Below are 13,637 nucleotides of genomic sequence, written 5' to 3' on the forward strand. Positions count from 1 at the left end.
TGGCTCGGGTTGTAGCTAAGAGAGACGCACAGCGGCTCTTCAGGATTCAAACAGTGCGGTGTTTTCGTCGAGCCAGCCTTGCAGCAGCAGGGCGGCGGCGATGGCATCGACCGGGTTGTCGCGGTAACTGCCTTTCTGGCCACCACGAGCCAGGCGTTCGCCCTTGGCCTCGAAGGTGGTCAGGCGTTCATCGTGGGTATAGAAGGGCAGGTTGAAGCGGCCGTTCAGGCGCCGGGCGAACTTTTCCGCGCGGGCGCACATGTCGCTGGGCGTACCGTCCATGTTCAACGGCAGGCCGACCACAACAGCATCGGGTTTCCACTCTTTGATGAGAGCTTCGACCTGGTTCCAGTCGGGGATGCCGTTCTGCGCCTTCAGGGTGCACAGCTCGCTAGCCTGGCCGGTAATCACCTGGCCGACCGCAACGCCGATCTGTTTGGTGCCGTAGTCAAAACCCAGAATCAGCTTCAGGGCCATCAGGCGTGCCCCGCCTGGCTGGTCAGCAGGCTGAGGTTGACGCCCAGATGTTTGGCCGCCGCTTCCAGGCGCAATTCACTGCTGGTATTGAACAGGATGTCGGCGTCGAACGGGCAGTTCAGCCAGGCGTTCTGCGCCAGTTCGGCCTCCAGTTGCCCGGCTTCCCAACCGGCGTAGCCGAGGGCAATCAGGCTTTTCGCCGGGCCGACACCGTCAGCGATGGCGAACAGCACGTCCTGGGAGGTCGACAGGGCCAGCTCGTCTTCCAGATCAACGGTCGCCTGGAAGCTCAGACCTTTGGGGTGAAGAACGAAACCGCGATCGGTCTGCACCGGGCCACCGATGAAGATCGGCACATGCTGGCAGAGCGCTGGCGGTTCGATTTCCGGGCGCAATTGCTCAAGGATATCGGCCAGGTTCAGATCTTGCGGACGGTTGACCACCAGCCCCATGGCGCCATTGGCCGTGTGCTCGACGATGTAGGTCAAGGTGTGCGCAAAGTTCGGGTCGGCCATGTGTGGCATGGCGATCAGGAATTGATGCTTGAGGTAGCTGGGGCTGACGTTTTTCATGACCGCTAGTGTGGCGTTCGAGGGGCGAACTGACAAGCTGGGGATGCACAGGAAATGCCCCGAATATCAGTCGCGACACAGATTAAGTGTGGGAGCGAGCCTGCTCGCGATGATGGCGGTACATCCAGCATTTAAGTGTCAGACAGATCGCAATCGCGAGCAGGCTCGCTCCTACAGGGGGTTTGCGGTGAATCAATTGCTTGAGAGCCTGTCACCACGGGCAAATTTCCAGGTGCGGATGATCTCCAGCCGGTCGATATCCGACAAATCCCCGGTAAACGGTGCAAAGGGTGCTGCCAGTCGCACAATCCGCTGGGCCGCCTGGTCCAGCAGCGGTTGGCCCGAAGATTCCAGCACCAGCACTTCATACAGCGAACCGTCGCGGTTGATCGACACCATCAGGCGCAAGTTGCCGTAGATCTGTTTGCGCCGCGCTTCGTCGGGGTAGTTGAGGTTGCCGATGCGCTCGACTTTCTTGCGCCATTCGTCCTTGTACCAGGCGCCCTTGTCGCGCATGGTCGAGGCCGCGCTCAAACGGTGAATGCGTGGGCGCTTGGCGTACAGCTGTTGTTCGGCGGCCAGTTCCGCTTCGAGGCTGGCGATGTCGCTGGACAGTTGCTCGCTGTCGAAGGTCGGCGCCTGGACCTGGGGCTTGACCTCGGTCTTGGGCTCCTCGGTCTTGGCGGGGGCTTTTTTCGGCTTCGGCGCCACGGTGGTCACGGCAGCCTTCGGCGGGGCCTCCTGCGCTTCAGGCTTGGCGGCCGGCGGTGGCGTGACCTTTTGCACCTTGTTGTCCTGGAACGGCGCGACCTCGGTGGTCTTGGGAATCGCCTTTTTATCCAGGGTGCCGCTGCCTTGCTGATTTTCCTGGGCCAGGAAATCGGCTTTCTCGGGCTTTTTTTCGCTTTTGAAGGTGGCGAGGGTGATTTCCAGGGTTTTGCTGATCTGCTTGGGCTCGACCACTGCAAACCCGACACCCAACAGCAAGGCCAGGTGGATCAACACCGCCAGAAACAGGGTAAAACCGAGGCGATCAGCCGGGCGCACGCCACGGTGGGCGAGCTCAGCAGGCAGATCGGACGGGAGGGTCATGGCAAAAAAACCAACATCGCGTTTTTACGGGCCCGGCATGATAACGCAATGTTGGTTTTTAGCTTCAAGCTCTAAGCTTCAAGCGACAAGCTGTACTCCGCACGCTTCAAGCTTGCCGCTTGTGGCTTGCAGCTTGCAGCTGCTTCTCTATGGCATCCATCAACATGCCGCCGATGTCAGTGCCAAACGCGTTATCGATCTCGCGAATGCATGTCGGGCTGGTGACGTTGATCTCGGTCAGGTGTTCGCCGATCACGTCCAGGCCAACGAACAGCAGGCCTTTTTCACGCAGGGTCGGGCCGACTTGCGCGGCGATCCAGCGGTCCTTGTCGGTCAGCGGACGGGCTTCGCCGCGACCACCGGCAGCGAGGTTGCCACGGGTTTCGCCTTGGGCTGGAATCCGCGCCAGGCAATAATCCACAGGCTCGCCATCGATCATCAGAATGCGCTTGTCGCCGTCCTTGATCGCCGGCAGGTAGGCCTGGCCCATGATCTGCTGGGCGCCGAGGGCGGTCAGGGTTTCGAGGATCACCGACAGGTTCGGATCGCCCGCGCGGTGACGGAAAATCGACGTGCCGCCCATGCCATCTAGCGGCTTGAGGATCACGTCGCCGTGTTTGGCGGCGAATTCGCGCAACACGTCGGCGCGGCGACTGACTACGGTCGGCGGCGTGCACTGCGGGAACAGCGTGGCGAACAGCTTCTCGTTGCAGTCACGCAGGCTTTGCGGCTTGTTGACCACCAGCACGCCAGCGCGCTCGGCTTGCTCCAGCAAATAGGTGGAGTAGACGAACTCCATATCGAACGGCGGATCCTTGCGCATCAGGATCACGTCCAGATCGCTCAGCAGCGCGTCGCTTTCGGCGCCCAGTTCGAACCATTTTTCCGGGTTGGCGAACACCTGCAGCGGACGCATCCGGGCCCGGGCCTGGCCTTCGCCCTGATACAGGTCGCGCTGTTCCATGTAGAACAGCTCCCAGCCACGCTTCTGCGCGGCCAGCAGCATGGCCAGCGAGCTATCCTTTTTATAGGAAATGCTGGCGATAGGGTCCATGACAATCCCGACGCGAACGCTCATTGGGTTTTCCTCGAAAATTGGCTACCGGATCGGTATGAAAAAAGTGGCGTCAGAGTGGCGCTGAGTGTGTTCCCGGTCAAGGAAAAACCACCTTGCGGGTCGGCCGATAGATTGGTTCTGGAGACTGTGCTAAAAAGGCTGCCATGTCGTGCCGGCCCTTGAACATCAAGGGTTTCGAGCCGCGTTAACCGGCAAACGGACAATTTGTTTCGCAAAGGCGACGGTAGAGCATTTTATGGAACAGCACCCCAGCGCCTTGAAGGTCATGGTGATCGACGATTCGAAGACGATCCGTCGCACCGCCGAAACGCTGCTCAAGAACGTGGGTTGTGAGGTCATCACGGCCATCGACGGTTTTGATGCCCTGGCCAAGATTGCCGACAACCATCCCGGCATCATCTTTGTCGACATCATGATGCCGCGGCTGGATGGCTATCAGACCTGCGCCCTGATCAAGAACAACAGCGCGTTCAAGTCCACGCCGGTGATTATGCTGTCGTCCAAGGACGGGCTGTTCGACAAGGCCAAGGGGCGCATCGTTGGCTCCGACCAGTTTTTGACCAAGCCGTTCAGCAAGGAAGAATTGCTTGATGCGATCCAGGCCCATGTTCCTGGCTTCGCCGCCGTTTTGCCGCAGTAGGACACGCACAGTGACGCTCGGCCATCGGGCCAGGCGTCGACAAGAATGGGGAAGACCATGGCACGTATTCTGATCGTCGATGATTCGCCGACCGAAATGTACAAACTGACCGGCATGCTGGAAAAGCACGGTCATGAAGTGTTGAAAGCCGAAAACGGCGCCGACGGCGTGGCCCTGGCCCGCCAGGAAAAGCCCGATGCAGTGCTGATGGACATCGTCATGCCCGGCCTCAACGGCTTCCAGGCCACCCGCCAACTGACCAAAGACCCGGAAACCGGGCATATCCCGGTGATCATCATCACCACCAAGGATCAGGAAACCGACAAGGTCTGGGGCACGCGCCAGGGCGCCAAGGACTATCTGACCAAACCGGTCGATGAAGACACCCTGATCAAGACCCTGAACAACGTGCTGGCCGGTTGATCGTCAGGCCATGAACGAGTCGCTGACGGCTTTCGAGCTGCTGCTGCAAATCGACCAGCGCTGTCGTCTGCTGGCGGCGGACCTGCCGTCCCAGCCGGCCCGGCGGGACAGCTGGAGCGGCATCGGTTTTCGCCTGGGCGAACACTGGTATGTCGCGCCCATGAGCGAAGTCAGCGAAGTCTTGCATGAGCCGCGCTCCACTCAGCTGCCGGGGGTCAAACCCTGGGTCAAGGGTGTCGCCAACCTGCGCGGGCGTTTGCTGCCGGTCATGGACCTGTGCGGCTTCTTCGGGCACGAGCTTTCGGCGGCGCGCCGGCAGCGGCGGGTGTTGGTGGTGGAACATGAAGAGGTGTTTGCCGGGTTGCTGGTCGATGAAGTCTTCGGCCTCCAGCACTTTGCCCAGGACAGCCTGGAGCCGGTGCCGGCAGACGAGTTGAAGGGGCCGGTGGCGGCGTTCGTCAAAGGCCGGTTTCAGCGCGAGCAGTGCTGGCAGGTGTTCAGCCCGTTTGCGTTGACGCAGTCCCAGGGGTTCATGAACGTCGCGGTGTAGTTGGAGCAACAGAGAACCTTGTGGGAGCGAGCTTGCTCGCGATGACGGACTTGCAGCCAGCATTAATGTCGACTGACACACCGCTATCGCGAGCAAGCTCGCTCCCACAGGTTCCTCGGCAAGTCTTGGAAGGTGTGGGTTAACAGGCGAGGACCGATGATAAAAGCAAAAGCAGGCAAGCCAATGGAAGGGTCGCGCAGCCGGTCGCAGATTATCGTGCTGTTTATCGCGCTGATCGTCTTCATCATGCTGCTGTTCGCCAACTTCGCGTACCTCAACACCCAGGCTGTCTATGACAAACAGTACATCGGCCACGCCGGCGAACTGCGCGTGCTGTCCCAGCGTATTGCCAAGAACGCCACCGAAGCCGCCGCCGGCAAGTCTGCCGCGTTCAAGTTGCTCAGTGATGCGCGCAACGATTTCGCCCAGCGCTGGGGTTATCTGAAGAAGGGCGACCCGGCCACCGGTCTGCCGCCAGCCCCTACCACCGTGCGTCCAGAGATGCGCGCGGTGCAACAGGACTGGGAACGCCTGCTGAAAAACACCGATGCGATTCTTTCCAGCGAGCAAACCGTCCTGTCGCTGCATCAGGTCGCCGCGACCCTGGCCGAAACCGTGCCGCAATTGCAGGTCGAGTACGAGAAAGTCGTCGAGATCCTGCTGCAGCGGGGCGCCCCGGCGGCCCAGGTGGCCATGGCCCAGCGCCAGTCGCTGCTGGCCGAGCGAATCCTCGGCGCGGTCAACACGGTGTTGGCCGGCGACGAAAATTCTCAGCAGGCCGCCGATGCATTCGGGCGTGACGCGACGCAGTTCGGCAAGGTGCTCAATGGCATGCTCCAGGGCGACCCGGCGCTCAAGGTCAGCCAGGTCGAAGACCACGACGCCCGTGCGCGACTCGCGGAAATTTCCGAGCTGTTCGAGTTCGTCTCGGGCTCGGTGGACGAGATTCTCGAAACCTCGCCGGAACTATTCAAGGTCCGCGAATCGGCCTCGAACATTTTCAGCCTGTCGCAAACCCTGCTCGACGAAGCCTCACACCTGGCCAGCGGTTTCGAAAACATGGTCGGCGGGCGCACCACAGACACCATTGGCGGTTATGTGCTGGGCTTGTTGGCGCTGGCTTCGATCATCCTGATCGGCATGGTGATGGTGCGCGAAACCAATCGTCAGTTGCGCGAAACCGCCGAGAAAAACGAGCGAAACCAGAACGCGATCATGCGCCTGCTCGACGAGATCGAAGACCTGGCCGATGGCGACCTCACGGTGACGGCCTCGGTGACCGAAGACTTTACCGGCACTATCGCCGACTCGATCAACTACTCCGTCGACCAGTTGCGCGATCTGGTCGCGACCATCAACCTCACCGCCGGCCAGGTGGCCGCCGCCGTGCAGGAAACCCAGGCCACCGCCATGCATCTGGCCCAAGCGTCGGAACATCAGGCCCAGCAGATTTCCGAAGCGTCGATGGCGATCAACGACATGGCCGAGTCCATCGACCAGGTGTCGGCCAACGCGGCGGAATCTTCGGCGGTTGCCGAGCGCTCGGTGGAAATCGCCAACAAGGGCAACGAGGTGGTGCACAACACCATCCACGGCATGGACAACATTCGCGAACAGATTCAGGACACCGCTAAACGCATCAAGCGCCTGGGCGAGTCATCCCAGGAAATCGGCGACATTGTCAGCCTGATCGATGACATTGCCGACCAGACCAACATCCTTGCCCTCAACGCGGCCATCCAGGCGTCCATGGCCGGTGACGCCGGTCGCGGTTTCGCCGTGGTCGCCGATGAAGTGCAGCGCCTGGCCGAGCGCTCGTCCGCCGCTACCCGGCAGATCGAAACCCTGGTGCGGGCGATCCAGACCGACACCAACGAAGCCGTCATTTCCATGGAGCAGACGACGACCGAAGTGGTGCGCGGCGCTCGTCTGGCGCAGGATGCCGGTGTGGCCCTGGAAGAAATCGAAGGCGTGTCCAAGACACTTGCGGCGTTGATCCAGAGCATTTCCAATGCGGCGCAACAACAGACGTCGTCGGCCGGTCAGATTTCCCTGACGATGAACGTGATCCAGCAGATCACCTCGCAGACGTCGTCGGGTTCCACCGCCACGGCCGACAGCATCGGCAACCTGGCGAAAATGGCCAGTCAGTTGCGTCGTTCGGTGTCCGGTTTCACCTTGCCCGATGCCAAGGCGCAGGTTGTGGACAAAGCTTGAACCGCCCATGGGTATCTGAATTGTGATTGGAGTGGTTATGGGTGATCGGCACGACTATGTGGCCCTCGAGTGGGTCAAGGGCGAGATTGCCGAAACGCTGAAACAGGCTCATCACGCGATTGAAAACCTGCTCGATGATCCGCAGGCGACCCAAGCGCTGGATGATTGCCTGGCATGCATCCATCAAGTCCACGGCAGTTTGCAGATGGTCGAGTTCTACGGCGCGGCGTTGCTCGCCGAAGAAATGGAACAGCTGGCCATGGCCTTGCAGAGCAACCGTGCCAGCCATCGCGACGAGGCGTTGCACTTGTTGATGCAGGCCCTCGGGCAACTGCCGATCTACCTCGAGCGGGTGCAAGGCGCGCGTCGCGACTTGCCACTGGTGGTGTTGCCCCTGATCAACGACCTGCGCAGCGCCCGTGGCGAAAGCCTGTTGTCGGAAACTAGCCTGTTCAGCCCGCAATTGCCCGAGTTGCCAGCGTTGGATGCAAAAACGCTGGCGCAGCTGGAGCCGGCCGAGTTGCCCGGTGTGCTGCGCAAGCTTCGGCAGATGCTGCAGCTTGCGCTGGTCGGATTCCTGCGTGAACAGGACAACGACACCAACCTCGATTACCTGGCCAAGGTCTTCACCCGCCTCGAAGCACTGTGCACCAATGCACCTCTGAGCCCGTTATGGCAGGTGGCATCGGCGCTGGTCGAAGGCATGCGGGGCGGTGCGATCGCCAACAGCCCGGCCTTGCGCAGTCTGTTCAAGGAGGCCGACAAGGAACTCAAGCGCATGCTCGAACAAGGCATGCCCGGCATCAATCAACCGGCCCCGCCGGAGCTGCTCAAGAGTTTGCTGTTCTACATTGCTAAGGCCGAACATCCCACCGGGCAGATGCTGACCATGAAAGAACGCTACTCACTGGACGACGCGCTGCCTGACAGCGCGATGGTCGATGAAGAACGCGCGCGGCTGGCCGGTCCCGACCGTGATGCCATGCGCTCGGTACTGGCTGCGCTGTGCGAAGAGCTGGTGCGGGTCAAGGAGCGCCTGGACCTGTTCGTGCGCAGTGACCGCCAGCACACCTCCGACCTCGACAGCCTGCTGGCGCCGCTGCGGCAAATAGCTGACACCTTGGCGGTGCTGGGTTTCGGCCAGCCGCGCAAGGTGATCATCGATCAATTGGCGGTGGTGCTCAGTCTCGCTCAGGGTCAGCGCGAACCCAACGATGCGATCCTCATGGACGTTGCCGGGGCCTTGTTGTACGTCGAAGCGACGCTGGCCGGCATGGTCGGAACCGTTGAGCCGGAGAGCCAGGACGACAACCGCCTGCCGACCACCGACCTGACGCAGATCCATCAGATCGTGATCAAGGAGGCCCGCATCTGTTTGCTGCAGGCCAAGGACATGATCGTCGACTACATCGACGCCGATTGGGACCGCCAGCATTTGCAGGCGCTGCCGGCCTTGCTGACCCAGGTGCGTGGCGCGCTGGCGATGATTCCCTTGAGCCGGGCGGCGAGCCTGGTCGAGACCTGCAATCACTTTATTCGCGAGCACCTGCTGCTCGAGCCGGGTCAACCGGGCTGGCAGGAACTGGACAGCCTGGCCGACGTGATCACCAGCATCGAGTACTACCTCGAGCGCCTCAGCGATGACCCGCAGGCGCAGGGTGAAAACCTGCTCGATGTCGCGGAAAAAAGCCTGGCAAGCCTCGGGTTTTTCCCCAGTGAGCAGCATGTGCCCGTGCTTGATGATGTACTCAACCCGAGCGATGCGCAGGTCATGCAGATGATGCAGGGTCTGGATGATCCACAGATCGTCCAGACCCTGGCCGATGTGCTCGCCAGCCCGGTTTCGAGCCTGAACCCGCCCGCGTTGAACACCCCGGGCAGCCTGCTGCCGCCGCCCGCGGGCGAAGAGCCGGTGGACGAAGAACTGCGCGAAGTGTTCCTCGAAGAAACCGACGAGGTCCTGGAAGTCCTGCGCGAGTACTTACCGCGCTGGTCGGTCAACCCTGACAACCGTTCGGCCCTGGGTGAGCTGCGCCGCGCCTTCCATACCCTCAAGGGCAGTGGCCGCATGGTGCGCGCCCTGGTGCTGGGCGAGCTGGCCTGGGCCGTGGAAAACCTGCTTAACCGCGTACTGGAAAACAGCGTGGAACCGGGCGCCACGGTGCAGCAACTGATCGGCGATGTGCTGCATCTGCTGCCGGAACTGGTGGCCGAATACGCCGCCAATGCCCAGCGTCAGCGCAACGATGTCGACCAGTTGGCCGCCCGCGCCCATGCCCTGGCCAAGGGCGATGAACCGGTGTCCGATGAGGATACGCAAGATGTCGCGGCCCTCGACCCGCTGTTGCTGGAGATCTTCCGCAAAGAAGCCGAAACCCATCTGGGCAGCCTCAATCGCTTCCTTGATCAGGCCGCCGAACATGTGCCGTTGCAGGCCAGCGACGAATTGCAGCGCGCCTTGCACACCCTTAAGGGCAGCGCTTATATGGCCGGTGTGTTGCCGATTGCCGAGCTGGCCGCACCGCTGGATCAACTGGCCCGAGAATACAAGGCGCACCTGATCGCGCTGGATCTGGATGAAGTCGAATTGCTGCTGGAAGCTGAAGGGCTGTTTCGCCTCGGTTTGCGCCAGCTCAAGAAAGATCCGCTGGCGGAAATTCCCGGTGCCCGGGGTTTGGCCGAGCGCGCCAGGGTGCTGCTGGCCGAGCACCTGGAAAACCTCCTGAGCACACCGAACAGCGGGTTGCGGATCAAGCGCGATCCGCAACTGATCAACAACTTTCTCGCCCAGGGCATGGACATCCTGCTGGACGCCGAAAGCCTGTTGCAGCGTTGGCAGCAACACCCCGGCGAACGTCAGGAACTCAGCGCGCTGCTGGACGAACTGACAACCCTCGGCGAAGGCGCCCACCTGGCCGACCTGCACCCGGTGGATGAGCTGTGCGAAGCATTGCTCGATCTGTACGGTGCCGTGGAAGAAAGCAGCCTGGCGGTCAGCGAGCGGTTTTTCCATGAGGCACAGGCTGCCCATGAAGCACTGATCAACATGCTCGACGAACTGGCCGCCGGCCAGGAAGTCAGCCCGCAGCCGCAACGGATCAGGGCCTTGCGCGAACTGCTCGACGAGAGCCTTGACCCGTCGGCCATGGGCCTGATCCGCAGCGATGGCAGCCGCAGCTTGAGCATCCGCGAATTGGGGACGGCCACCGCCGAGCTTGAGCAGAGTGCGAGGGCGCCAGGGCTGGACGATGAAATCGTTGCGATCTTCCTTGAAGAGGCGGTGGATATCCTCGAAAGCGCCGGTCAGGCCTTGCAGCGCTGGTTGCGCGACTCGGACAACGCCGCGCCGCTGTCGTCCCTGCAACGGGATTTACACACCCTCAAGGGTGGCGCGCGCATGGCCGAGGTCGGGCCGGTCGGGGATCTGGCCCATGAACTGGAAAGCCTTTACCAGGGCTTGGTGGACCGTCGTTATGCCTTCAGCGATTCACTGGAGGTACTGCTCAAACAGAGCCATGAGCGACTGGCGCTGTACCTCGAACAGTTGCAGCTCAACCAGCCGCTGGACGATGCCCCTGAGCTGATCGAAGCCATTCGTGCCTACCGTCAAGGTCATTCGGGTATCGCCGAGTCCGCCCGGCAGGCGACCGACAACGACTCGGCTGCGCACGATCCGGAATTGCTGGAGATCTTCCTCGAGGAAGGTTTCGATATCATCGAAAGCTCCGGGGCGGCGCTGGAGCGCTGGCAGGCCCAACCTTCGAGTCGTCAGGAAGTGGAAACCCTGCTGCGCGACCTGCACACGCTCAAGGGTGGCGCGCGCATGGTGGAAATCGCCGCGATCGGCGATCTGGCCCATGAACTGGAGTTCCTCTACGAAGGCCTGTCCACCGGCGTGCTGCAACCGACGGAGCCGTTGTTTGCGCTGTTGCAGCGCAGCCATGACCGCCTGGCGCAGATGCTCGACGCGGCCCGCGCCGGCGAGCCGATGCCGCCGGCCGACCGCTTGATCGATGCGATCAAGAACTTCAGCCACCCGGCCGTGCCTGAAGCGCCCGCGCCGGTTGCGCCGTCGGCCACGCCCAAGGCCGAGCCGCTGGCGCCGCCGTCCGATGTCGGCGCCGACATGGTCAAGGTCTCGGCGGAGCTGCTCGACGATTTGGTCAACCTGGCCGGTGAAACCTCGATCTTCCGTGGCCGGATCGAGCAGCAGGTCAACGATGCGCACATCGCCCTGAATGAGATGGAGACTACCATCGAGCGGATGCGCGACCAGTTGCGCCGCCTCGACACCGAGACCCAGGGGCGGATCCTCAGCCGCCAGCAAGTCGACGCCGAACGCCTGGGCTACGAGGAATTCGACCCGCTGGAAATGGACCGCCACTCACAATTGCAGCAACTGTCCCGGGCGCTGTTCGAATCGGCCTCTGACTTGCTCGACCTCAAGGAAACCCTCGAGCGACGCAATCAGGACACGGAAAACCTGCTGCAACAGCAGGGCCGCATCAACACCGAATTGCAGGAAGGCCTGATGCGCACGCGCATGGTGCCGTTCGAACGCATGCTCCCGCGTTTGCAGCGCATCGTCCGGCAGGTGTCCAGCGAACTGGGCAAGGACGTGGATTTCATCGTCGACAACGCCGAAGGCGAGATGGATCGCAACGTTCTCGAGCGCATGGCCGCGCCGCTGGAACACATGCTGCGCAACTCCGTCGACCATGGCCTGGAGTCCGTCGAAGCGCGGCTGGCGGCGGGGAAACCGGCCAAGGGCAAGATCACCCTCGATCTGCTGCGCGAAGGCGGCGACATCATTTTCGACATCCGCGACGACGGCGCCGGTGTGCCGCTGGACGCGGTGCGGCGCAAGGCGATCAAGCGCGGCCTGCTCGCCCCGGACAGTGTCATCAGTGATCACGACGTGTTGCAGTTCATCCTGCAACCGGGGTTTTCCACCGCCGAAAAAATCACCCAGATCTCCGGGCGCGGCGTTGGCATGGACGTGGTGCACGAAGAGGTGCGGCAACTGGGCGGCACCATGAGCATCGACTCGGTGCCCGGGCAGGGCGTGCATTTCCGCATTCGCCTGCCGTTTACCGTATCGGTCAACCGGGCGTTGATGGTGCAGTGCGGTGAGGACCAATACGCGATCCCGCTCAATACCATCGACGGCATCGTGCGCGTCCTGCCCAATGAACTCGAAGGGTATTTCCGCTTCGATTCGCCGACCTACGAATACGCCGGACAACGTTACGAGCTGTGCTACCTGGGTGAGCTGCTGAAAACCAGCCCGCGCCCGAAACTGTTGGGCCAGAGCCTGCCATTGCCGGTGTTGCTGGTGCAGTGCAACGAACGGCACATTGCGGTGCTGGTGGACGCCATGGCCGGCACTCGCGAAATCGTGGTCAAGAGCCTGGGGCCGCAGTTTGCGGCGGTGCAAGGGGTGTCCGGGGCGACGATTCTCGGGGATGGCCGGGTGGTGCTGATTCTGGATTTGCTGGCGCCGATCCGCGCCATGCAGGCCCGTGTACCCCAGCGTCCGGCGGGGCAAGAGATCGAGGCCGAACCGCATCGGCCGCTGCTGGTGATGGTGGTCGACGACTCGGTCACCGTGCGCAAGGTCACCAGCCGCTTGCTCGAACGCCACGGCATGAACGTGCTGACCGCCAAGGACGGGGTCGATGCCATGCTGCTGCTGGAAGAGCATATGCCCGACCTGATGCTGCTGGACATCGAGATGCCGCGCATGGATGGCTTCGAAGTCGCGACCCAGGTGCGCAACGACGAACGCCTGCAACACCTGCCGATCATCATGATCACCTCCCGCACCGGACAGAAACACCGCGACCGCGCCATGGCCATCGGCGTCAATGATTATCTTGGCAAGCCGTACCAGGAATCGGTGCTGCTCGAAAGCATCGCCTTGTGGAGCAAGACCCATGCTTGAGCACCGCACCAGCAACCTCACAGGCCTGCTGCTGCCGTTGGCCGACCGCAACCTGATCCTGCCCAACGTCGCCGTTGCCGAGCTGATCGATTACCAGCAGCCGGGGACGTTCGACCTCGACACACCGCCGTGGTATCTGGGCCTGGTGACCTGGCGCGACCGGCAGATTCCGCTGCTGAGTTTCGAGTCGGCATGCGCGCAGAAAGTCGTCATCGGCGAACGCGCGCGGATCGTCATTCTCAACGCCCTGGGCGGTCGCCCCGAGCTGAAGTTCATCGCGCTGTTGGTGCAGGGGATTCCTCGCTCCTGCAAGCTCGATAGCCAGTTGAGTTACGTGGATGTGCCGTTGTGTTCGCTGGAACAGGCGGCGGTGCAGGTGGGCGAGCAGGTGGCCAAGGTGCCGGATCTGTTGGCGCTGGAGGCGTTGTTGGTGGATGCCGGGCTGGTCGACTGATCCCGATTCAGCGGTGATCTGACTGACGCCTTCGCGAGCAAGCCCGCTCCCACAGTTGATCTGTGGTGAACACAAAACCCTGTGGGAGCGGGCTTGCCCGCGAAGAGGGCCGCATGAACGACGCAGATCTCGATCATTAGCCTGAGCGTAACGATCCACCACTCTGCTTGATTGATACCCCCACCCAACA

10 protein-coding genes are annotated in these 13,637 nt (G+C 62.0%); 6 read left to right on the forward strand and 4 right to left on the reverse strand.

The window, feature by feature from the left end:
* Nucleotides 1-39: 39 nt before the first annotated feature.
* From ruvX to gshB, 4 genes are all read right to left on the reverse strand, one after another.
* Nucleotides 40-477, reverse strand: a complete 438-nt coding sequence (gene ruvX, locus VC35_RS08700; RefSeq protein WP_046039258.1) for a Holliday junction resolvase RuvX — start codon at nucleotides 475-477, stop codon at nucleotides 40-42.
* On the reverse strand, nucleotides 477-1,049 hold the full coding sequence (locus VC35_RS08705; protein WP_046039260.1) for a YqgE/AlgH family protein: 573 nt from the start codon (nucleotides 1,047-1,049) through the stop codon (nucleotides 477-479). The genes ruvX and VC35_RS08705 overlap by 1 nt, the downstream gene beginning before the upstream one ends.
* A 192-nt stretch (nucleotides 1,050-1,241) precedes the next feature.
* Entirely contained in the window at nucleotides 1,242-2,141 is a 900-nt protein-coding gene (locus VC35_RS08710; RefSeq protein ID WP_046039262.1) for an energy transducer TonB, read from the reverse strand.
* Between the two features lie 106 nt (nucleotides 2,142-2,247).
* Nucleotides 2,248-3,219 (reverse strand): glutathione synthase, encoded by a 972-nt coding sequence (gshB, locus tag VC35_RS08715; protein ID WP_046039264.1) that lies wholly within the window; start codon nucleotides 3,217-3,219, stop codon nucleotides 2,248-2,250.
* A gap of 235 nt (nucleotides 3,220-3,454) precedes the next feature.
* On the opposite strand from gshB, the gene pilG reads away from it, so the two are divergent.
* The 6 genes from pilG to VC35_RS08745 all read left to right on the forward strand — a co-directional run bounded on the left by pilG (nucleotide 3,455) and on the right by VC35_RS08745 (nucleotide 13,447).
* Nucleotides 3,455-3,859 (forward strand): twitching motility response regulator PilG, encoded by a 405-nt coding sequence (pilG, locus tag VC35_RS08720; RefSeq protein WP_007987791.1) that lies wholly within the window; start codon nucleotides 3,455-3,457, stop codon nucleotides 3,857-3,859.
* Between the two features lie 57 nt (nucleotides 3,860-3,916).
* Entirely contained in the window at nucleotides 3,917-4,282 is a 366-nt protein-coding gene (pilH, locus tag VC35_RS08725; protein ID WP_007897961.1) for a twitching motility response regulator PilH, read from the forward strand.
* Between the two features lie 10 nt (nucleotides 4,283-4,292).
* Nucleotides 4,293-4,832 carry a chemotaxis protein CheW gene (locus VC35_RS08730; protein WP_046039266.1) on the forward strand — a complete coding sequence of 180 codons (540 nt, stop codon included), beginning with the start codon at nucleotides 4,293-4,295 and terminating at the stop codon, nucleotides 4,830-4,832.
* A gap of 156 nt (nucleotides 4,833-4,988) precedes the next feature.
* On the forward strand, nucleotides 4,989-7,049 hold the full coding sequence (locus VC35_RS08735) for a methyl-accepting chemotaxis protein (RefSeq protein WP_046039268.1): 2,061 nt from the start codon (nucleotides 4,989-4,991) through the stop codon (nucleotides 7,047-7,049).
* A 37-nt stretch (nucleotides 7,050-7,086) separates the two neighbouring features.
* Nucleotides 7,087-12,993, forward strand: a complete 5,907-nt coding sequence (locus VC35_RS08740) for an Hpt domain-containing protein (RefSeq protein WP_046039269.1) — start codon at nucleotides 7,087-7,089, stop codon at nucleotides 12,991-12,993.
* Nucleotides 12,986-13,447: a chemotaxis protein CheW gene (locus VC35_RS08745; RefSeq protein WP_046039270.1), complete on the forward strand. Its 462-nt coding sequence runs from the start codon at nucleotides 12,986-12,988 to the stop codon at nucleotides 13,445-13,447. Before VC35_RS08740 ends, VC35_RS08745 begins: the two co-directional genes overlap by 8 nt.
* The last annotated feature ends 190 nt before the right edge of the window (nucleotides 13,448-13,637 follow it).

The organism is Pseudomonas fluorescens (genome assembly GCF_000967965.1).
In the GTDB taxonomy this organism is placed as follows: domain Bacteria; phylum Pseudomonadota; class Gammaproteobacteria; order Pseudomonadales; family Pseudomonadaceae; genus Aquipseudomonas; species Aquipseudomonas grandcourensis.

Coding starts and splice junctions, on each gene's coding strand:
- gshB (WP_046039264.1), bottom strand. CDS start 3,219: ATGAGCGTTCGCGTCGGGATTGTCATGGACCCTATCGCCAGCATTTCC.
- VC35_RS08730 (WP_046039266.1), top strand. CDS start 4,293: ATGAACGAGTCGCTGACGGCTTTCGAGCTGCTGCTGCAAATCGACCAG.
- pilH (WP_007897961.1), top strand. CDS start 3,917: ATGGCACGTATTCTGATCGTCGATGATTCGCCGACCGAAATGTACAAA.
- ruvX (WP_046039258.1), bottom strand. CDS start 477: ATGGCCCTGAAGCTGATTCTGGGTTTTGACTACGGCACCAAACAGATC.
- VC35_RS08710 (WP_046039262.1), bottom strand. CDS start 2,141: ATGACCCTCCCGTCCGATCTGCCTGCTGAGCTCGCCCACCGTGGCGTG.
- VC35_RS08745 (WP_046039270.1), top strand. CDS start 12,986: ATGCTTGAGCACCGCACCAGCAACCTCACAGGCCTGCTGCTGCCGTTG.
- VC35_RS08740 (WP_046039269.1), top strand. CDS start 7,087: ATGGGTGATCGGCACGACTATGTGGCCCTCGAGTGGGTCAAGGGCGAG.
- pilG (WP_007987791.1), top strand. CDS start 3,455: ATGGAACAGCACCCCAGCGCCTTGAAGGTCATGGTGATCGACGATTCG.
- VC35_RS08735 (WP_046039268.1), top strand. CDS start 4,989: ATGATAAAAGCAAAAGCAGGCAAGCCAATGGAAGGGTCGCGCAGCCGG.
- VC35_RS08705 (WP_046039260.1), bottom strand. CDS start 1,049: ATGAAAAACGTCAGCCCCAGCTACCTCAAGCATCAATTCCTGATCGCC.